Here is a 21,532-nt window from a genome sequence, read left to right as displayed (position 1 = left end):
GATTTAGACCCTCGATCAGCTTTCTATGAGGGGGGTGTCAGCGCTTTGTGCATGGGGATGGCGTGGAGCCCCGCCACCGTGAAGGTTTCAGCGCAAGGCTGGTAACCCAGATGACGGTAAAACGCTTCGCTGGTGCGGGTGCTATTGAGTCGGGCTTGACGCAACCCCCGATCGGTCAACCAGCCTTCGAGGTCGCGCACCAGCGCTTGCCCGGCCCCACGCCGAAACCATTCCGGCTGCACGTAACAGAACGCGACCTTCCCGCTGATCGCAGCCATCGCGACGCCGACCGGTTTGTCGTGCAACAGGGCGATGTTCAGGTACAACCGTTCGTCGGCCAACCAGGGCTGCACGTGTTCGATGGTTTTGTTGTGGGTCCAGGTGGCGACCGTTAGCGGATCGTTGCGATGGTCGAGCGCGCAACCGACGCGGATGGAGCGCTCGACGATCCGGCTGATGATGCCGGCGTCGGCGGGGGTTGCCTTGCAAATGTGTAGGGGGGCATCCATGGCGCTGTTACCTCAATCCATTGAGAAAAAGCTGCCGGGGACGATAGCGTTGTGGCGAGTGGATGGCTAATGGAGAGACGTTACATTTGGTGTGCAACACAAAACCTCTGTAGGAGCTGTCGAGTGAAACGAGGCTGCGATCTTTTGATTTTGCTTTTGATACTCGAGTGAATCCGGAGAAAAGATCAAAAGATCGCAGCCTCGTTTCACTCGACAACTCCAAGGTTCGTGGTGCTTGTTAGATGGGTTGCAACGGCATGGTCAGTTCGACTCGCAACCCGTCCGGTCGACTGTCGAAATGCAGGGTGCAACCGCAGCGCTGGACGATCGCCTGAACAATCGCCAGACCCAGGCCGCAACCGGTGCTCTGCCCGTTGCGCCAGAAGCGTTGGGTCAGGTGTTGCAGATCGTCTTCGGCAATCCCCGGGCCGTGGTCGCGAACCAAAAAGTGCACACGACTGCCAGTGGTTTCCAGGCTCAGCTCCACCGCCCCTTCGCCAGGGGTATGACGCAGTGCGTTGTCCAGCAGGTTGCGCAACGCCGCAATCGACAAAACTGCTGGCATTTGCACCGGTGCAGCGGAGAATTTGCTCGGCATCTGAAATTTGATCCGCTGACGATCACCACTGGCGGCGTCCTGAATCGCCAGTTTCGCCACCTGCTCGGCGCTGCATTGCACGCCATCATCGAACGACAGACTGCCCTCGACCCTCGCGAGCAACAGCAATTGTTCAAGGGTCCGGTGCAGGCGATCGGCGCCCTCTTCGGCCCGGGCCAGGGATTGATCCCGGGCCGCGCCGTCAGTCATGCGCGCCACTTGCAGGTGGGTCTTGATCGCTGTTAGTGGGCTGCGCAATTCATGGGCAGCGTCACCGGTCAGACGGCGTTCCCGTTCGATGGTCTTGCCGATGCGCTGGAACAACTGATTCTGGGTGTCCAGCAACGGTTGCAGTTCGCTGGGCAGCGGCTGGATTTGCAAGGGTTCGAGAGAATCGGCACTGCGGCGCATCAAGGCATCGCGCATGCGGTTGAGCGGCGCCAGCCCCTGGCCGACCCCCAGCCAGAGCAGGCACAGGCAGCCGAGCAAGGCCACGCCCACCGGCACCGAAGCCGCCAGCAGGATCGACATGTTCAGCGCCTCCCGCTCGATCTGCCGATCAGCGGTGGTGATGCGCACGTCGCCGCGGGCCAGGGTGAAACTGCGCCACGGCGCGCCATCGATCATCTGGTCGTGAAAGCCCATTTTCTCGGCTTCGAGGGTTTGTTGCGGATCGGTGTGACTGCGGGCGAGGATTTCGCCGCGCAATGAACTGACCTGGCAGGCCATGCCGCCGGGGAGGTTCAGTTGTTCAGCGCTGAAATGGGTGCCCTCGCCCTTGCTCGGCAATGGCGGCAATTGCTCCATCAAGCCGGCGACCATGCGTGCCGAGGCCACCAGCCGCTGGTCGAGGGAAAACATCATCTGATTGCGCAGGTCGCTGAGCATCCAGGCCGCTGCCAGGGCCCAGATCAGGGCAAAAGCGGCGCCGAGTGTCAGGCTCAGGCGCAAACGCAGGCTCATCACTTTTTCAATACCTCTGCGCCATCGGCCGGCCCCAGGCGATAGCCCAGGCCGCGCACCGTCTCGACAATGCCATTGCCGAGTTTGCGCCGCAGGTGATGGATATGCACATTGAGAGCGTTGCTTTCAAGCTCATCGTTAAAACCATAAACGCTGTCTTTCAGTTGCTCGGTCGACAGCACCCGGCCCCGATTATGCAGCAAGGCCTGCAACAGCGACTGCTCACGACGGGAAAGGTCCACCGGCTGGCCGCCAAGCATGGTTTCGCGGCTGCTCGGGTCGTAAGTCAGGCGACCGTGTTCGATCAGGTTGACGCTGCGCCCCGCCACCCGTCGCAACAGGGTATGCAGGCGCGCCGCCAGCTCACGCAAGTCGAAAGGCTTGAGCAAGTAATCGTCAGCACCGGCTTGCAAGCCGTCGACGCGGTCGGTGACCGAATCCCGGGCGGTGAGGATCAACACCGGGATTTCCAGACCGCTGTGTCGCAACTGCTGCAGCAGCTTCAAACCGTCTTCATCGGGTAGACCGAGGTCGAGCACCATCACATCGAATTCGGCGACCTTGAGCATCGCCCGGGCCGCCGACGCGGTGGCGACATGCTCCACGGTCAGGCCCTGTGCGGTGAGGCCGGCAACGATACCGCTGGCAATCAGCTCATCGTCTTCGCAAACCAGTACGTGCATGGGAACTCCATGAGCAAAGACCCTAGTCAAACAGGTGAGGATTAAGTCGCAATTATGGCAAGGGCTTCGGCTGACGAGAAGCAGGGCTTGCATTCACGTCACAGGGATCAATTCAACGCAATACATATATACCGCACCCGTGCGCCCCCTTCTCAATAGCCTGTGTCGGGTAGTACTTAAATTCAACTCGACTCAATACAGGTATCCATCATGTATTCCCATGCAAGTGCTTTAACGATTCTGTTCAATCTGTTTGACGCCCTGAGCGCGCTGGCAACCCAAGGCAACGATCAGCCAAAAGAAGCGATAACCAAGGGCCTGGCCCTGTACAACCTGGGCGAATTCATCCAGGCGAAGCCTTATCTGACGGTTGCCGCCGTCGCGGGAGACCGTGCGTCGCAATATGCATTGGGGGAGGTGACAAGGCGTCAGGCGGGCAGCATCACCGACGAAGCAAAAGACTGGTATCGACTCGCTGGTGCCCAGAATCATGTTTATGCCCTGATGCGACTGGGGGACGAAGCCTCGCTCAAGAAAGCAAAGGAACTGGCCCAGGCCGATGCCGCTCAAGCCATGCTTGAGTTGTACGAGCTGGACCAGAACATTGAAACATTGAAAAAAGCTGCGGATGCCGGCTCCCTGGAGGGCCAGTACATTCTCGCGGTCAAGTACGACCAGGACGCAACGCTCATTGCCGACAGTGAGCAACGTCGATCCACCATCGATGCGCTGCTGAAAAAAGCCGCCGACGCCGGTTTTTCGAAAGCGGTCCACTGGTACACCAACCGTACCCCGATCAACCAGGATCTTCCTCTGAGGCGCCAATGGCTGGAAAAACGCGCACAGCTCAATGACGTGAACGGCGTACTGAATTACGGTTTCGCACTCAGCGGTTTCTATCAAGATGACAGCGGTGTCGATAACGAATATGGCTTCACGAAGGATCTGGTCAAAGGCTATGGGTTGATCTGGCTGGTCGTCGAAACCACCAAAGAGCTGTCTCGACACGATAGCGCCAGACAATACCTTGACGATATCGCCGAGGAGATGACGACTGATCAAGTAACTGCCGCCAAAGCCTTCGCGCAGCAATGGAAAACGACTCATCCCCCGATGTCCGAATTCAGGCTGACCTATAGCGACATTGCCTGATCCCGCCGGGCGCCAATCACCGAAGACGGCCATCGACGTCTTGCGTTAACCCCCGGTTAATCGCTGGCCATCATCTTGGGCGAAGTGTGTAAACCTCAAGGCGTTGTCGATGCGTTACGTTCTTCTATTGCTATTAACGTTGTTTGCCAGCCTGGGTCAGGCCCAGGCTGGCAGTAATCCGTTTGAAACCAAGCCCGACTTTCTTCCCGTCAGCAAAGCCTTCAGTTTTACGTCTGAGCGTCTCGCTTCCGGGGAAACCCAACTGTTCTGGCAGATCGCCGACGGTTATTACCTGTATCAAAAACGCCTGAAATTCGATGGTTTACCCCCGGAACAGCAACCTGTCTTGCCGGAAGGTGAAGCGCACAGCGACGAGTTTTTCGGCGCGCAACAGGTTTATCGCCAAGGGCTGGAGCTGAAGATCCCGGCGGGTGCCTCCGGCCGGATCAAGGTAGGTTTCCAGGGCTGCGCCGATGCTGGCCTGTGTTATCCGCCACAAACCCAGGTCGTTGATCTCGCAAACGCCACTACCTTGGCCGCCGCAAGCGAAGCGCCGGACCAGGCCCTGGCCAGTGATCTGCAGCAGCGGGCGCTGGGCTGGAGCCTGCTGGTGTTCTTCGGCCTTGGGCTGCTACTGGCCTTCACCCCTTGCTCGCTGCCGATGCTGCCGATTCTCGCCGGTTTGATCGTCGGCAGTGGCGCCACGCCCAAACGCGGCTTCGCGCTGGCGACCAGCTACGTCGTGAGTATGGCGCTGGTGTATGCGGCGATGGGCGTTCTGGCCGCGCTGCTCGGGGCGAATCTGCAGGCGTTGTTACAGAACCCTTGGTTGCTGGGCAGTTTCGCTACCGTATTTGTGTTGCTGGCGTTGCCGATGTTCGGCTTCTTCGAGTTGCAACTGCCAGTGGCCGTGCGTGATCGATTGGAAAATGTCTCGCGCAATCAACGCGGCGGCAGCCTGTTCGGTGCCGGTGTGTTGGGCGCCTTGTCCGGTTTGCTGGTGGGTCCGTGCATGACGGCACCGCTGGCGGGCGCCCTCCTCTACATCGCGCAAAGCGGCAATGCGCTGCATGGCGGGCTGATTCTGTTCGCCATGGGCATCGGCATCGGTGTGCCGCTGCTGTTGTTGGTCACCGTCGGCAATCGCTTCCTGCCCAAACCCGGTGCCTGGATGAACCTGCTCAAGGGCGTATTCGGCTTCCTGTTCCTCGCTACCGCGTTGCTGATGCTGCGTCCGGTGCTGGACGAATCACTGTGGATTGGTTTGTGCGGTGCCTTGCTGCTGATTGCCGCATACAGCGCCTGGAAGCAGTCGGAAGGTTTCGGTCGCGTCGCCCATGTGTTCGGCGCCAGCTCACTCTTGCTGGGTGTGTGGGGCAGCCTGCTGATGATCGGTGCCGCTGGCGGCGGCGACGACCTGTTGAAGCCATTGCAGGTCTACAGCGCTTCAAACTCGAGCAGCGCCGCAAACCCGGTCGGCCACGACGCATTCACCACGATCAAGGACCCGGCAGCTCTGCAACGGGAGCTCGACGCGGCCCAGGCTCAAGGCCAGTGGGTGCTGCTGGACTACTACGCCGACTGGTGCGTGTCGTGCAAGGTCATGGAAAAACAGGTGTTCGGCAAAGCCCATGTACTGCAAGCCTTGAGCGATGTGCGCTTGCTACGGCTGGACGTCACCGCCGACAATGCCGCCAGCCGCGAACTGCTGGGCCGTTATAAAGTGCCGGGGCCACCGAGCCTGCTGTGGATCGGCGCCGACGGCATCGAGCGTCGCAGCCAGCGCATCACCGGCGAGGTCGATGCCGGCACCTTCCTGCAACGCTGGACCACCACCCGAGACGCTCGTTAATGCTGACCTTTACCCTCGGCACTTTTGCCATCGCGCTTAATCACCTGCTGCTGATCAGCGCCCTGGCGCTGGCGACCTTCATCGGCTGGCGGGTGGCCAAGCGCGGCGGCGAGAATCCAGAGTCGGTGCTGTTCAGTCTGTTCCTGCTGGGTATGCTGGCCGCCCGGGTCGGGTTCGTGGCCGTTTACTGGGCGCACTATCGCGATGACCCATGGCAGATCATCGACCTGCGCGACGGCGGTTTCCTCGCCTGGCCGGGTGTGATCGTGCTGCTGCTTGCCGCGTTGTATCGAGGCTGGCGTCGCCCGGGCTTGCGCCGGCCGTTGGGCTTTGGCGTGGCCAGCGGCCTGGCGTTCTGGTTGCTGGCGACCTTCTCACTGACCCTCTACGAACAAGGCACACGCCTGCCGGAAATCACCCTGCGCAATGCCGCCGGCGAAACCGTGCAGCTGGCCGATTACAAGGGCGGCCCGTTGGTGATCAATCTCTGGGCCACCTGGTGTCCGCCATGCCGTCGGGAAATGCCGGTGCTGGAAAACGCCCAGCAACACCGCCCGGACCTGACGTTCCTGTTCGTCAACCAGGCTGAAAGCATGCAAAGCGTCAGTACTTTTCTGGAAACCCAGGGCCTGAGCCTGTCCAACGTGCTGTTTGACGGCAGTGGCCGATTGGGCCAGGCCGTCGGCTCCATGGCGTTGCCGACTACGCTGTTCTATAGTCCCGACGGTCGCCTGCTGGGCAGCCACCTGGGTGAGCTGTCGGAAGCCAGCCTGGCCCGCGCCCTGGAAAACTTCGACACCCCGAATCCTGCCGCACCGGCCACCTCTTCAAGGAAATTGCCATGCCCCGCCTCCGCCACCTGCTGACGTTGACCCTGGGCGCTGCCCTGCTCCATTTACCGTTAGTGCAGGCCGCCGAAGAATTGCCCGAAGCGATCAAGAAAATCGAAGCCAAGGGCGCGAAAATCGTCGGCCAATTCGACGCACCCGATGGCTTGCGTGGTTATGCCGCGCAGTACCAGAACCGTGGCATGGCGCTGTACCTGACGCCGGATGGCAAACATGTGTTGCTCGGCAATCTGTACGACGCAGACGGCAACGACCTGAGCAGCGCGCCGCTGCAGAAGCTGGTTTACGCGCCGATGGCCAAGGAAGTCTGGGGCAAGCTGGAAACCAGCAACTGGATCGGCGACGGGAAGAAAGATGCGCCGCGGATCGTGTACCTGTTCAGCGATCCGAATTGCCCTTACTGCAACATGTTCTGGGAGCAGGCGCGGCCATGGGTCAAGTCGGGCAAGGTGCAGCTGCGGCACATCATGGTCGGCATCATTCGCGAAGACAGTCCGGGGAAATCGGCTGCGCTGCTGGCCGCCAAGGATCCGCAGAAAGCCCTGGAAGACCATGAGAAGTCTGGCAAGAACAGCTCGCTAAAAGCCCTGAAAAACGTGCCCCCGGCGATTCAGGCGAAGCTGGCGGCCAACATGCAGTTGATGGAAGACCTGGAGCTGCAGGCCACCCCGGCGATTTTCTACATGGACGACAAGGGCGAGTTGCAACAACAGCAAGGCGCGCCTTCGCCGGACAAGTTGGTGCAAATTCTCGGACCGAAGTAGTTCTTTCTGATAGGGCGTTGGTGGGTTCACTGGCGTCTTCGCGAGCAAGCCCGCTCCCACATTAGTCCTGCGAACACAGGTCAAATGTGGGAGCGGGCTTGCTCGCGAAGAACGATTACGCGGTTTTGCGGGCTCTCTCACTTAGAAACTTCAGCATTGCGTCGGTGACAAACTGCGGATTCTCCAGATTGGAGATATGCCCCGCCTCCGGCACCAGCAGATACGGGCAACCGATCAGCTCGGCCATTTCCCTTGTCTCCGACGGCGGCCGCGGCTTGTCCTGATCGCCACACATCAGCAGCGTGGTGTCAGGATTCAACTCGCCCAGACGCGGCAACAGATCATCCCGCCCAAACGTAATCCGCCCCATCGGCACGATGCTCTCGCGCAGACGCTCCGGCGGCAGTGCGGCCAGTTTGGCGCGGAAGTCCTGATACAGCGCCGACTGCGGATCGATGCCCGGACGGAAGAAGATCGGCACGACGATATCGAGCAGCTGCGGCGCGATCACGCCGGTGTCTTCGATCTGTTTGAACAGCGAGAAATAGTATTGGCGAGTCGGTTCCGGCTCGACGCCGACGTAGGTGTCCATCAGTACCAGACCGTTGATCCGCTGCGGTGCCGACAGCGCCAGACGTACGCCCCACATGCCGCCGACCGAGAGACCGACCAACGTGACACGGTCGATGTCCAGATGATCGAGCAGCGCCAGTGCCTGGCGCGCAATGTCATCCAGCGACTGTGTGCCTTGGGGTAGCGGCCCGGATTCACCATGGCCCCACAGGTCCAGAGCGATCACCCGATACTGCTGCGACAGAGCGGCAATCTGCGGCGCCCACATGGCCTGGTCCCACAGGTAGCTGCCGGCCAGCAGAACGGCAGGGCCTGTGCCTTGATCAATGTAGTGAAGCGCTTGTCCGTCTATTGTTGCGAAGGGCATCGGTTGTCTCCTCTCCAAAATGGCACAGGCAGACTGTGCCGCTGACGATCCACAGTCAACTTTGCAGTGTCTGTACCGGCCCTTTCGCGAGCAAGCCCGCTCCCACATTAGTCCTGCGTACACAGATCAAATGTGGGAGCGGGCTTGCTCGCGAAGGGGCATTCACAATCGCTAGAGAATCAAAGCCCCTCCAACTCCGCCATCAAATCGTTAAGGCGATCCACCTTCTCCTCAGTGATGTCGCTCGCCGCCAATCCGTCGATGTACCCAGCCAACTCCGCCACCGTGCTGCATTCAAACATCGCCCTCAGCGGCACATCCCGTTGCAGAGCTTTCTGCACCCGCGAAGCGATCTGCGTTGCCAGCAATGAATGCCCGCCCAGCTCGAAGAAGTTGTCGCGAATACCCACCTTCTCGACCTTCAGCACCTCGGCCCAGATATCCGCCAGCGTCTGCTCCAGTTCATTGCGCGGCGCCTGGTAGCCCTGGCTCTGCAACTGGCCGATCTCCAGCGCCGGCAAAGCCTTGCGATCAAGTTTGCCGTTGGCGTTGAGCGGCATGCGATCCAGCCATAGCCAGTGCAACGGCACCATGTATTCCGGCAGTTCGGCACGCAGGCGTTGCTTGATGCGTTCCAGCAGCTCGGTTGGATTGATCAAAGAATCAGCCGCTACCAAATAGCCGACCAGATGTTTGCCGTTGACGCCTTCCTGAACACCCACCGCCGCTTCGCGCACTTGCGGTTGCTCATGCAAACGCGCTTCGATTTCACCCAGTTCGATGCGGTAGCCGCGAATCTTCACTTGATGGTCGATCCGCCCGACGTATTCCAGCACGCCGTCACTGCGCCGACGGGCCAGGTCGCCGGTGCGATACAGGCGATCACCCGGCGCACCAAACGGGTCAGGCACAAACACTTGAGCCGTGCGCAAAGGATCACTGACGTAGCCACGGCCGACACCGGTACCCGCGACGCACAACTCGCCCACCACACCCAACGGCACCAGTTCCAAGGCACCATCAAGCAAGTACAAACGGTTGTTGTCGGTCGGCGTACCAATCGGCAGGTAGCTGCCGCGCGTCGACGCCATGTCGACGCGAAAGAACGCCACGTCATCCGAGCATTCCGCCGGACCGTATGCATTCACCAGCCCAATCTCCGGGTAGCGCTGCAGCCACTGATGCGCCAGCTCCGGCGGCATTGCCTCACCGGTTGGCAGCATCCAGCGCAGACCGTCGAGGCTCATGCGTTCCTGGGCGAGCATGCCCTGAATCAGCGACGGCACGCTTTCCAGCACGGTGATGCCCTGGGCCGCCACATGCGCCAGCAACCCTTGCGGATCATGGGCGATGGTGTTCGGCACGATGTCCACCCGAGCGCCGAACAGCGGTGCGGCGAGGAACTGCCAGACCGAAATGTCGAAACTTTGCGAGGCGGTCTGAGCGATCACATCGGCATCGCTCAAATTTAGGTACGGCACCTTGCTCAACTGGTTGTTGAGCATGCCGCGCTGTTCGACCATCACGCCTTTCGGCAGGCCGGTCGAGCCCGAGGTGTAGATCACGTAAGCGAGGTTGTCCGGGCTGCTGTAGATGCCCGGGTTGGCAACCGAAACATCGCTCGCCTGTACCTCTTCCCAGACCAACAACGTGGGCCGGTTGGCGCAACCGAACTCATCCAGCAGCGCCAACGCTTGCTCGCGGCAGGCCTGAGAACAAACCAGCAACGGCGTGCGGCTCAGGTCGATGATTCGACTCAGACGCTGACTCGGCAGCCCCGGATCCAGCGGCAAATAACCGGCGCCCGCCTTGAAGCTGCCGATGATCATGCCCAGCAGATCGAGGTTACGTTCAGCCAGCAACGCCACCGGTTGATCCAGCCTTACGCCAGCGGCGATCAAGGCATGACCGAGACGGTTACTGCGCTGGTTCAGCTCAAGGTAACTGTGCTGCTGATCCAGGCAACTGGCGGCAACCCGTTGCGGATGCTGAGCAACCTGCGCTTCAAACAATGAGACGTAACTCTGCTCCAGCGGGTACTCGTGTTCGCTCTGGTTGCAGCCGTGGATCAGGAAGTCCTGTTCCTCGGCACCCAGCAACGGCAGATCGGCCATGTCGCCGTGGAAACCTTCGACCAGTGCCAGCAGCAACCGCTTGAACTCGCCGAGCATGCGCTCGACGGTCGACTCATCGAAATAACGCTGGTCGTAAGACAGGTGCAAGCCCAGGTCATCGCCCGGATAGCAGACCGCCGTCAGCGGGAAGTTGGTGTGGGTGCGGCCCGAATCCGAGGTCGCGTTGAGGCTTTGCGCACGGTCCAGCACCGAGACTTCCACCGGGGCGTTTTCGAACACGAACAGGCTGTCGAACAACGGCTGGCCCTTGGGCAGCTCGCTGTTTTCCTGGATGCTCACCAGCGGCAGGTATTCGTACTCGCGCAGTTGCATGTTGCTGTCGAGCAAGCCGCTCAACCATTGACGAACGCTGCAACGCTGATGGTCTTCGGGCATTTTCACCCGCAGCGCGATGCTGTTGATGAACAGCCCGACCGTGCGTTGCATCTGCGGCATGTCCACCGGACGCCCGGCCACCGTGACACCAAACAACACGTCGCGATCACCGCTCAAACGGCGCAGCACCAACGCCCACGCCGCTTGAGCGAAGGTGTTGATGGTCAGTTGATGCGCCTGAGCCAGTTCGCGCAGTTGCGCACCGTCACGGGCATCGAGCCTTGTGTAGCGGTCACCGACGATCATGCCGCCGCTTTCGCCGGCATGTTCACGCAGGAACGGTCGATCGCTCGGAATCGGCGTGGTCCGTTCGAAACCTTGCAGGTTGGTTTTCCACCACTGCCGCGCCTCGGCCAGGCTCTGGCGTTGCAGCCAGCCAATGTAGTCGCGATAGCGCGGTGGCACGGCCAGTTGCGCGTCCCGGCCTTCGCCAAGGGCGGTGTAGATTTCGAAGAAATCGTTCATCAGCAGCGAACGGCACCAGGCATCGATGAGGATGTGGTGGTTGCTCATCATGAACCAGTAGCGCGCCGCGCCGACCTTGATCAGGCGCAGGTGGAACGGTGCCTGATTGAGCAGATCGAACCCGGCCTCGCGCTCGCTTTTGAGCAACGCCTGCAACTTCGGCTCCTGCTCGACTTCGGCGATTGCGCTCCAGTCCAGGTACTCGATTGGCGTGCTGCCCGGCTTGTGGATAACTTGCAGCATGTCTTCGCCCACGTTCCAGCAGAACGACGCGCGCAGGGCTTCGTGACGGGCGATCACCGCTTGCCAGGCCTGGGCAAAACGCTGCGGGTCGAGCTCGCTGTTGATGCGGTAGCGATCCTGCATGTAGTAGAGGCCGGTGCCCGGTTCCAGCAAGGTGTGCAGCAGCATGCCTTCCTGCATCGGTGTCAGCGGGTAGACGTCTTCGATGGCGGCGGCCGGGATGGGCAACGCGTCGAGTTGCGGCTGGGTCAGTTTCGCCAACGGGAAGTCCGACGGCGTCAGGCCTCCCGCATCGGCGCGCAGGCAATGCTCGATCAGGCTCTGCAATTCGCCGAGGTAAGCGTCTGCCAGCTCAGTGATGGTCCGCAGATCGTGGCGTTCGGCACTGAAGGTCCAACGCAGCACCAGCTCACCGCCATAGACCTGACTGTCGACACTCAGCTCATTGGGCAGCGGCGCGCGAGGATCATGGGCCGCGCCGACCGCTTCATCGAGAGGACGGAACAAGGCGTCCGCGCCAAAGCTCTGGTCGAACTGGCCTAGGTAGTTGAAGGTGATCGGCGCCACCGGCAAGGCAGCCATGGTCTGCCGGCTCGAGTCATCGGCGAGATAACGCAGCACGCCATAACCCAAGCCTTTATGCGGCACCGCACGCAGTTGTTCCTTGATCGCCTTGATCGAGGCGCCCTGCCCGTCCACTGGCATCAGCCGCAGCGGATAGGCACTGGTGAACCAACCGACGGTGCGGGTCAGGTCGATCTCGTCGAACAGCGTTTCGCGGCCGTGACCTTCGAGTTGAATCAGCGCCGATTCGTGACCGCTCCAACGGCACAGCACGCGGGCCAATGCGGTCAGCAGCAAGTCGTTGACCTGAGTGCGATAGGCACTCGGCGCTTGCTGCAACAATTGGCGGGTGCGCTCGCTGTCGAGGCGCACGCTGACGGTTTGCGCATGACCATTCTGCCGGCCACCCTCGGGGCGATCACACGGTAATTCGGCGCTTTGACCGGCCAGTTGCGACTGCCACCAGCTCAATTCTTCACGCAGGGATTCGCTACCGGCATACGCTTGCAAACGTGCCGCCCAGTCCTTGAAGGCACTGGTTTTCGCCGGCAGTTTTGCCGACTGCCCCGCGTCCAGTTGGCGATACACCGTTTGCAAATCGTCCAGCAACACCCGCCACGAAACCCCATCCACGACCAAGTGGTGAATGGCGATGAACAGCCGTTGTTGGCCCTCGGGACCGTCGACCAGCAGCGCGCGCATCAGCGGACCCTCCTCAAGGTCGAGGCTGCGCTGGGCATCGGCGAACAGTGCCGCGCATTTGTCCATGGTCGAAACACGCACTTGCCACAGCACCGGCGCGTCGGAAACCGCCTGGTGCTCGGCCTGCCATTGGCCTGCAATTTCAGAGAAGCGCAAACGCAAGGCGTCGTGCTGTTCGATCACTGCCAGCAGCGCTTGCTCCAGACGATGGGGCTCCAGCGCCACGGTGGGTTCCAACAGCAATGCCTGGTTCCAGTGTTGGCGCTGGGGGATGTCGGTGTCGAAGAACCAGTGCTGGATCGGCGTCAGACGCGATTCGCCGGTCAGCAAACCTTGTTCGGCGGTGACCTGCTCGGTGCGGGTCGCCACGGCGGCCAGGGTCTGCACGGTCTGGTGCTGGAACAGGTCACGCGGGCTGAAGTGAATGCCCTGCTGCCGCGCACGGCTGACCACCTGGATCGACAGAATCGAATCGCCGCCCAATTCGAAGAAGTTGTCGTTGAGGCCGACCTGTAGAACGTTCAGCACTTCGCACCAGATGCTGGCCAACGTCAGTTCAAGCTCGTTGCTCGGTGCCACGTACTGCTGACGGTTCAGCTCCGGGTCCGGTGCCGGCAATGCGCGGCGGTCGAGTTTGCCGTTGGCGGTCAGCGGCATGCTTGCGAGCAGGATCAGGTGCGTCGGCACCATGTAATCCGGCAACTGGGATTTGAGGTGCGCCTTCAACGCCTCACGCAGTGTGTGTTGTTGCGCTTCATCTTGCTCGGCGACTTCAGTCACCAGATAGCCGACCAGTTGTTTGCCGCTCGGGGCATCCAGCGCCAGCACCACGGCTTCACGCACGGCGTCGTGTTCCAGCAAACGGGTTTCGATTTCGCCCAACTCGATGCGAAAACCACGAATCTTCACTTGATGGTCAATACGTCCGAGGTATTCCACCAGACCGTCGGCGCGCTGGCGCACCAGATCGCCGGTGCGGTACAGACGCCCGCCATTGGCGGCGAACGGATCAGCCACAAAACGTTCGGCCGTCATGCCCGGACGCTGGTGATAACCCTGCGCCAGACCGGCGCCGCCGACGTACAACTCGCCGGTCGCGCCTTGCGGCACCAGCGCCAGATCAGCGTCGAGGATGTAGGCCACGCGCGCGCCGATCACACTGCCGATCGGTACGCTGCTGAGGCCTTCTTCCAATTGCTCGGGCGCCAGACTGGCCAGCGGCATGACCACGGTTTCGGTCGGGCCATAGGCGTTGAAAAACAAGCTCGGCTTGAACGCCGCGCAAATCCGCGTCAGGTGCTCGCCAGTCAGCGCTTCACCGCCGGTGATGCACATGCGCACTGGCAGGATTTCGCCCTGAGTTGCCAGCCACTGCGCCAATTGGCTGCCGTAGCTCGGGGTGAAGCCGAGAATGTTGATGTTGTGACGGCGAATCAGCCCGCAGATTTCTTCCGCGTCCCACTGGCCTTGAGCGCGCAAAACGACTTGAGCACCACTCAACAGCGGCACCAGCAACCGCTCGGTCGCGGCGTCGAAGTTGATGGAATAGAAGTGCAGTTCGCAATCGTCCGGGCGCATGCCAAAGCGCTCGATCACCGCGCGGCAATGCATGGCGATTTCACCGTGGGACACCACCACGCCTTTCGGTTTGCCGGTGGAGCCCGAGGTGTAAATCAGGTACGCCTGATGCTGCGGCAGGCTGATAAACGGCAGCTCGGTGGCCGGGTAGTTGGCCAGTTCTGCTGTGTCCTCCTCCAGGCACCAGCGAGCCACGGTAGGCGGTAGTTCGCCAAGCGCTTCGAACATCGCCGCATCGCTGAGCAGCAAACCGATGCCACTGTCTTCGATCATGTAGTGCAAACGATCCAGCGGGTATTCCGGGTCCAGCGGCACGTAGGCGCCGCCCGCCTTGAGGATCGCCAGCAGGCCGACGACCATTTCCAGTGAACGCTCAAGCGCCAGACCGACCCGAACCTGCGGCCCGACGCCACGCTCGCGGAGCATCCAGGCCAGGCGATTGGCGCGGCTGTCGAGTTCGGTGTAGCTCAGGGTTTGCCCGGCGAAGGTCAGTGCCGGCGCATCTTTGCGCGCCAGCGCCTGCTCGCTGAACAGGTGATGAATGCACTGGTCGAGGCGATGTTCGCCCGGCTCGACGCCGAGGCTGTCGAGCAGGTTTTGCTGTTCGGTGGCTTCCAGCAGCGGCAGCTCACTGAGGCGCTGTTGCGGATCGGCCAGCAGCGCTTCCAGCAGGTTGCGCCAATGCCCGGCCATCCGCGCAATGCGTGGTTCATCGAACAGATCAGTGCTGTAGGTCAGGCAGCAACCCAGGCGATGGTCGAGGTCGGTGACTTCCAGGTTGAGGTCGAACTTGGTCGCACGCGCATCGTTGGCCAGGTATTCGACGGTCATGCCCGCGAGTGTGCGGCTCTGCTGGAATTCCCAGCGCTGCACGTTGCACATCACCTGGAACAACGGGTTGTAAGCGGTGCTGCGCGGTGGCTGCAAGGCTTCCACCAAGTGATCGAACGGCAAGTCCTGATGGGACTGGCCTTCGATCACGGTATGGCGAACCTGCTCGAACAACTCACCCACGGACATCTGCCCGTCAAGCTGGCAACGCAGCACCTGAGTGTTGAGGAACGCACCGATCAGCCCTTCGCTTTCCGGACGAATCCGGTTGGCCACCGGCGCGCCGATGCGCAGGTCGGTCTGACCGCTGTAGCGGTAAAGCAGCACCGCCAACGCGGCGGTCATGGTCATGAACAGGGTCAGACCGTTTTGTGCATTGAAGGCGCGGACCCGCGCGGCAAGATCATCGCTCAGGTCGAAACGGAACAGTTCGCCCTGATGGCTTTGCACCGGTGGACGCGGACGGTCGCCCGGCAATTCCAGCAGCGGATGTTCGCGGCCCAGTTGCGCGGTCCAGTAATTGAGTTGGCGCTGACGTTCGCCGGACTCCAGCCACTGGCGCTGCCAGACGCTGTAATCCAGGTAGTGCACCGGCAGCGGTTGCAGCGGCGATTCGCGGTCATCGACGAAGGCCTCGTAGAGCGCGCTCAGTTCCCGGGCGAAGATGTCCATCGCCCAGCCTTCGGTGACGATGTGGTGCAGGGTCAGCACCAGGTAGTGCTCCTGCTCGGCGGTCTTGACCATGCAGGCGCGCAGCAGGGGTCTGGTTTCCAGATCGAAGGGTTTATGTGCCTCGTCGTCGGCCAGTTGCTGGACGCGTTGTTCGCGGCGATCAACGTCGAGCGCGGAGAAGTCCTTCCAGTCCATGCGCATCCCGGTGTCCGGGTGAACCCGTTGCTGCGCCACGCCATCGATGCTCGGGAACGTGGTGCGCAGGGTTTCATGACGCATGATCAGTGCTTGCAGCGCGGCTTCGAAGCGCCCGACATCGAGCACCCCGCGCAGCCGCGCCATGCCGCCAACGTTGTAGGCCGGGCTGTCCGGTTCCATCTGCCAGAGGAACCACATGCGCTGCTGGGAATAGGACAACGGCACCGGTTGGCTGCGATCGACTTTCTCGATCGGCGGTTGCTGGTTGGTTTTGCCGCTGGCCTGGATCAGTTGAACCTGTTCGGCAAAGGCGCCCAGCTCACTGTTTTCGAACAGCGCGCGCAGCGGCAACTCGACGTCGCAGGCCTGACGAGTGCGGGAAATGATTTGCGTGGCCAGCAAGGAATGGCCGCCGAGTGCGAAGAAATCGTCGCGCAGACCGATTTTCGCGAGGCCCAATACCTCACGCCAGATGCCGGCGATTTGTTGTTCCAGCGCGGTAACCGGTTCGACGTGTTCGCGCACTTGCCATTGCGGTTCCGGCAAGGCGCGACGATCGAGTTTGCCGCTTGGGCTCAGGGGCATTTCGTCCAGACGCATGAGTTGCGCCGGGACCATGTACTCCGGCAACTCGGCGGCCAGCGCAGCTTTCAGGCGTGCGGTTTGAGCATCAATATCTTCTGTGGAATCGGTTGCGGTGTAGTAACCGATCAACTGTCCACCGGCCGCCGTCTCTCGCACCAACACCACGGCTTGAGCGACACCGTCCTGAGCCAGCAATCGTGCTTCGATTTCTTCCGGTTCAACGCGGAAGCCACGCAGCTTGACCTGCTGATCGAGACGGCCGAGGTATTCGATCACACCGTCAGCGGTCCAGCGTGCACGGTCACCGGTGCGGTACAGACGCGCGCCCTGCTCGCCCAATGGATCGACGACAAAACGTTCTGCAGTCAGACCCGGACGCCCCAAATAGCCACGGGCCAAACCGATACCGCTGATGCACAGTTCACCCGGCACACCGGCCGGAACGGGATTGTGTGCCTCATCGAGCACGCGGCACAGCACATTGCCCAGCGGACGACCAATCGGCGAGCGTTCGCCATCGGCCGTTGTGCAGTGCCAATGAGTGACGTTGATCGCGGTTTCGGTCGGGCCGTAGCGGTTGTGCAATTGCACGGCGGGCAGTTGTTCCAGCACGCGGTTGCGCAGTTCGGCAGGCAAGGCTTCGCCGCCGGAGAATACGCGGCGCAGGCTTGTGCACTCGGCGCTCAGCGGTTCGTCGATGAACAACGCCAGCAGCGGCGGTACGAAGTGCAGCGTGGTCACGCCGAATTGCTGAACCAGTTGCGCGATGCGGTGCGGATCGCGGTGGTCGCCGGGGCCGGCAATCAGCAAACGTGCACCGCTGATCAGCGGCCAGAAGCACTCCCACACCGACACATCGAAACTGATCGGCGCCTTTTGCATCAGCACGTCGGTGTCGTTCAAACGATAGGTGTTCTGCATCCATTGCAGGCGTTCGGCGAGGGCTGCGTGGGTGTTGCCGACGCCCTTCGGCTGGCCGGTGGAACCGGAGGTGTAAATTACGTACGCCAGGTTGTCGCCGTGCAGGTGCAGGCCCGGGGCGTGGCTCGGCCAGTTCTCCAGATGCAAGGCGTCCATGGCGATCACGCTGACGCCATCGGTGGCCGGCAAGCGCTCGAGTAATTGGGTTTGGGTCAGCAGCAACTCGACGCTGCTATCGCTGAGCATGTAGGCCAGGCGTTCGGCCGGGTAATCCGGGTCCAGCGGCACGTAGGCGCCACCGGCCTTGATGATCGCCAGCAGGCCGATCAGCAATTGCGGCGAACGCTCGGCGGCGATGGCCACGCAGACGTCCGGGCCGACGCCTTTGTCGCGCAGGTAATGGGCCAGGCGGTTGGATTGGGTGTGCAGTTCGGCGAAGTTCATGGCGCCACCGTCCCACATCAACGCGGTGCGTTCCGGGGTCAGGCGAGCCTGTTCGTTGAGCAATTCAGGCAGCCAAACGCTGGCCGGCGTACACGGTGCGGCGCTCCACGATGCTTGCTGATCGAGCTCGGACGAGGTCAGCAATTGCAGATCGCCGATGGCGATTTTCGGTTGTTCGCAAATGGCTCGCAACAGGTTGGTGAAGTGCTCGGCCAGACGCTCGATAGTCGTCGCGTCGAACAGGTCGCTGGCGTAGTCGAAAGACAGGCTCAGGCGACCCTTTTGGTCTTCCTCGCTGTGCAGTTGCAGGTCGAACTTGGCTTCGCGGCTGTGCCACGGCAGCTCTTCAGCCAGCAGCCCTGGCAGGCGACGCAATGCGCTCAAATCCCGCTGCTGGTGGTTGAACATGACCTGGAACAAACCTTGTTCGCGGGCTTGCGGGAAGGCTTCGAGCAATTGCTCGAACGGCAGATCCTGATGCGCTTGTGCGCCCAACGCGGCCTGACGGGTTTGCGCCAGCAGCTCCACGAATGGCAGCTGCGAATCCAGTTCGGCGCGCAGCACCTGGGTGTTGATGAAGAAGCCGATCAGCCCTTGGGTTTCCAGGCGCGGACGGTTGGCGTTCGGCACGCCGATGCGGATGTCGCGTTGGCCGCTGTAGCGGTGCAGCAGGCTCTGGAACGCGGCGAGCAACAGCATGAACGAGGTGGATTCATGGGCCTGGGCGGTCTGGCGAATGGCATCGCTCAGGGTCGCGCCCAACCGTACGGTGTGGCGCGCGGCGCTGTGAAGGTGTTGCGCCGAACGCGGATGGTCAGTGGCCAGGCTCAGGGTCGGATGGTCACAGCCCAATTGCGCTTTCCAGTAAGCCAGCTGACGCTCGCCCTCCCCTTGCGCCAGCCATTGACGCTGCCAGCTGCCGTAATCGGCGTACTGGGTCGGCAATACCGGAAGCGTCGCCTTTTTTCCTTGGGACGCTGCGGCATACAGGCGCGAGAACTCGTCGATCAGCACGTTCAGCGACCAACCGTCGGCGATGATGTGATGCATCGTCACCAACAGTTGATGGTCCTCATCATCGAGACGCACCAGAGTCACCCACAGCAGCGGGCCTTGCTGCAGATCGAATTGCGTGCGGGCTTCGTCTTCACGGATCTGCTGTGCGCGAGCTTCACACTCGGCAACCGGCAGGTCGCTGATATCGATGAGTTGCAGGTTGAATTCGCTCGCTGCATCGACCTGTTGCAGCGCCACACCATCACGTTCGAAGAACCGCGTGCGCAGGGATTCGTGACGCTCGATCAACTGTTGGAAGCTGGCGCGCAAGGCGTCTTCATCCAGCTCGCCGCGCAGGCGCAAGGCGCCGGGAATGTTGTAGGCGCTGCTCTGCGGGTCAAGTTGCCAGGTGATCCACAGACGGTTTTGCGCAAGCGATTGCGGCATGGCATCGGTGCGCGACAACGGGGTGATCGCGCCTTGGGCGAGTCCCCCGTCCTGTTGCTGCTGAGCGACTTCGGCGGCAAACGCGCCGAGGGTCGGCGCTTCAAACAGCAGGCGCAGGTTCAGCTCCAGACCGAGTGCTTCGCGCAGACGCGCAACCACCTGAGTGGCGGCAATGGAGTTGCCGCCCAGCAGGAAGAAGTGATCGTCGGCGCTGACCTGTTTGACGCTCAGCTGCTCGCACCAGATCTGGCCGATCAGGGTTTGCAGTTCGGAACCTGATTCAGTCGCGGATTTACTTTCGATGTCTGCCGACGGGAACAATGCATAGCTTTCGAGGCTGCCGTCCGCCAGACGATTGCGGCATGCCGAGCGTTGCAGTTTGCCGCTGGAGGTCTTGGGCAACGCGCCCGGATTGAGCAGTACCACCACGCTTGGCGCTTCCTGATACGCCTCGGCCACGGCTTGGCGGATGGCTTTGATCAGGGCATCGGGCGGGAGGATTTTCTGCACGCTGCGGCTGATTTCCGCCGCAATGCCGATGCCTTCCTGCCCCTCGATGTTGACGGCGAAAGCGGCGACACGACCTTTGCGCACCACCTCCACTTCGCGCTCGATGGTTTGCTCGATGTCCTGCGGATAAAGGTTGTGGCCACGGACGATCAACATGTCTTTCAGGCGCCCGGTGATGAACAGTTCACCGCCGCGCATAAAGCCCAGGTCACCGGTGCGCAGCCAGGTGCGGCCAGCGTGCTGAACGAAGGTTTTGGCGCTGGCCTCCGGATTGCGCCAGTAACCGTGGGCGATACTTGGTCCGGCGGCCCAGACTTCGCCAACCGCGTCGTCAGCCAACTCGGTGAGGGCTGCTGGATCGACAATCAGCACCGCGTGATCCGGCTGACTGATGCCGCAACTCATGATCGGGCTGCCATCGCCCCGCTCGGCACGGTTTTGTGCCAGGGCTTGATCGTCCACGCGCAGGTTGCCAATGCCCTGACCGCGAGGGCTGCCAGCCACGAACAGCGTCGCTTCGGCCAACCCGTAGGACGCCATGAAACTGTCTTGGGTGAAACCACAGGCCGCGAACTTCTCGGCGAAGCGTTCCAGCGTATCGAGGCGAATCGGTTCGGAACCGGAATACGCCACGCGCCAGCCACTCAGGTCGAGGCGTTCCAGGGCCGATTCACTGACCCGCTCGCTGCACAATCGATAGGCAAAATCCGGCCCGCCGCTGATGGTGCCGCCGTACTCGCTGATCGCTTCCAGCCAGCGCAACGGCCGGCCGAGGAAATACGCCGGCGACATCAACACGCACGGCACGCCGCTGAAAATCGGCTGCAACAGACCGCCGATCAGGCCCATGTCGTGGTACAGCGGCAACCAGCTGACGATCACGTCGTCAGGATTCAGATCGATGCCGAAGCCGTGGCGAATCAGCAATTCATTGGCCACCAGGTTGCCGTGGCTGACTTGCACCCCTTTCGGCAACGCGGTGGAGCCGGAGGTGTATTGCAGGAACGCGATGTGGTCGTCTGTAAGGACCGGCGCCACCCAACGTTCGGCCAGGGCGCTGTCGAGGGTGTCGACACACAGCAACGGCGGCGCGCCCTCAATTTGCTGCAACGCATCGCGCAGAGCGGCGCTGGTCAGCAGCAAACGCGGTTCGGCATCGCTGATGATCGACAGCAAACGCTCTTGATGATGACGACGAGTCGACTCCGGCGGATAGGCCGGCACCGCAATCACACCGGCGTACAGGCAGCCGAAGAACGCCGCGACGTAATCCGGACCGCTGGGAAACAGCAGCACCGCGCGATCGCCAAACGCAGCCTCGGCCTGCAACGCGCCAGCAATGGTCCGCGCCCGCTGATCCAGCTCGCGATAACTGAGCACCACAGCCTGATCCTGGGTTTCGGAGAGAAAACGCAAGGCCACCCGGTCCGGCGTCAGGGCCGCTCGGCGCTGAAGGGCTTGGACCAGTGTGCTGGGGAGTTCGAACGCGTCGGTCATGAGGTTTCCTGCCTGAATTCGGCTTGCAAGTGGAATCGGTTTTCTGACGTCACGCCCCTT

9 protein-coding genes are annotated in these 21,532 nt (G+C 61.7%); 4 read left to right on the top strand and 5 right to left on the bottom strand.

Annotation, left to right across the window (positions count from 1 at the left end; genetic code table 11):
- Positions 1-23 precede the first annotated feature (23 nt).
- The 3 genes from ACMXYH_RS09390 to ACMXYH_RS09380 form a co-directional block, all read right to left on the bottom strand.
- Positions 24-509, bottom strand: coding sequence for a GNAT family N-acetyltransferase (locus ACMXYH_RS09390; protein ID WP_134419180.1), 486 nt, complete (start codon positions 507-509; stop codon positions 24-26).
- 238 nt (positions 510-747) lie between these two features.
- Complete coding sequence (locus ACMXYH_RS09385; protein WP_134419179.1) at positions 748-2,073, bottom strand: ATP-binding protein; 1,326 nt, start codon at positions 2,071-2,073, stop codon at positions 748-750.
- On the bottom strand, positions 2,070-2,753 hold the full coding sequence (locus ACMXYH_RS09380) for a response regulator (RefSeq protein WP_134419178.1): 684 nt from the start codon (positions 2,751-2,753) through the stop codon (positions 2,070-2,072). Before ACMXYH_RS09380 ends, ACMXYH_RS09385 begins: the two co-directional genes overlap by 4 nt.
- 210 nt (positions 2,754-2,963) lie before the next feature.
- On the opposite strand from ACMXYH_RS09380, the gene ACMXYH_RS09375 reads away from it, so the two are divergent.
- The 4 genes from ACMXYH_RS09375 (at position 2,964) to dsbG (ending at position 7,369) form a co-directional block, all read left to right on the top strand.
- Positions 2,964-3,905, top strand: coding sequence for a tetratricopeptide repeat protein (locus tag ACMXYH_RS09375; protein ID WP_415766908.1), 942 nt, complete (start codon positions 2,964-2,966; stop codon positions 3,903-3,905).
- Positions 3,906-4,014: 109 nt separating this feature from the next.
- On the top strand, positions 4,015-5,757 hold the full coding sequence (gene dsbD / locus ACMXYH_RS09370; protein WP_134419176.1) for a protein-disulfide reductase DsbD: 1,743 nt from the start codon (positions 4,015-4,017) through the stop codon (positions 5,755-5,757).
- Positions 5,757-6,623, top strand: coding sequence for a prolipoprotein diacylglyceryl transferase family protein (locus ACMXYH_RS09365; RefSeq protein ID WP_415766907.1), 867 nt, complete (start codon positions 5,757-5,759; stop codon positions 6,621-6,623). Before dsbD ends, ACMXYH_RS09365 begins: the two co-directional genes overlap by 1 nt.
- Positions 6,599-7,369, top strand: coding sequence for a thiol:disulfide interchange protein DsbG (gene dsbG / locus ACMXYH_RS09360; RefSeq protein ID WP_129437271.1), 771 nt, complete (start codon positions 6,599-6,601; stop codon positions 7,367-7,369). The genes ACMXYH_RS09365 and dsbG overlap by 25 nt, the downstream gene beginning before the upstream one ends.
- 115 nt (positions 7,370-7,484) lie before the next feature.
- Here dsbG and ACMXYH_RS09355 read toward each other — a convergent pair whose 3' ends face one another.
- Together ACMXYH_RS09355 and ACMXYH_RS09350 are read right to left on the bottom strand one after the other, a co-directional pair.
- Positions 7,485-8,309, bottom strand: a complete 825-nt coding sequence (locus tag ACMXYH_RS09355; RefSeq protein WP_415766906.1) for an alpha/beta fold hydrolase — start codon at positions 8,307-8,309, stop codon at positions 7,485-7,487.
- Between the two features lie 179 nt (positions 8,310-8,488).
- Positions 8,489-21,472 (bottom strand): non-ribosomal peptide synthetase, encoded by a 12,984-nt coding sequence (locus ACMXYH_RS09350; protein ID WP_415766905.1) that lies wholly within the window; start codon positions 21,470-21,472, stop codon positions 8,489-8,491.
- Positions 21,473-21,532: the final 60 nt, after the last annotated feature.

This window comes from Pseudomonas frigoris (genome assembly GCF_047758635.1).
Classification (GTDB): Bacteria; Pseudomonadota; Gammaproteobacteria; order Pseudomonadales; family Pseudomonadaceae; genus Aquipseudomonas; species Aquipseudomonas frigoris.
This window is presented reverse-complemented; position numbering and strand designations above follow the sequence as displayed.

Bases quoted from the DNA above. Each gene is read 5' to 3' on its own strand.
- ACMXYH_RS09390 (WP_134419180.1), bottom strand. From the start codon at position 509: ATGGATGCCCCCCTACACATTTGCAAGGCAACCCCCGCCGACGCCGGC.
- ACMXYH_RS09380 (WP_134419178.1), bottom strand. From the start codon at position 2,753: ATGCACGTACTGGTTTGCGAAGACGATGAGCTGATTGCCAGCGGTATC.
- ACMXYH_RS09375 (WP_415766908.1), top strand. From the start codon at position 2,964: ATGTATTCCCATGCAAGTGCTTTAACGATTCTGTTCAATCTGTTTGAC.
- dsbD (WP_134419176.1), top strand. From the start codon at position 4,015: ATGCGTTACGTTCTTCTATTGCTATTAACGTTGTTTGCCAGCCTGGGT.
- ACMXYH_RS09365 (WP_415766907.1), top strand. From the start codon at position 5,757: ATGCTGACCTTTACCCTCGGCACTTTTGCCATCGCGCTTAATCACCTG.
- dsbG (WP_129437271.1), top strand. From the start codon at position 6,599: ATGCCCCGCCTCCGCCACCTGCTGACGTTGACCCTGGGCGCTGCCCTG.
- ACMXYH_RS09355 (WP_415766906.1), bottom strand. From the start codon at position 8,309: ATGCCCTTCGCAACAATAGACGGACAAGCGCTTCACTACATTGATCAA.
- ACMXYH_RS09350 (WP_415766905.1), bottom strand. From the start codon at position 21,472: ATGACCGACGCGTTCGAACTCCCCAGCACACTGGTCCAAGCCCTTCAG.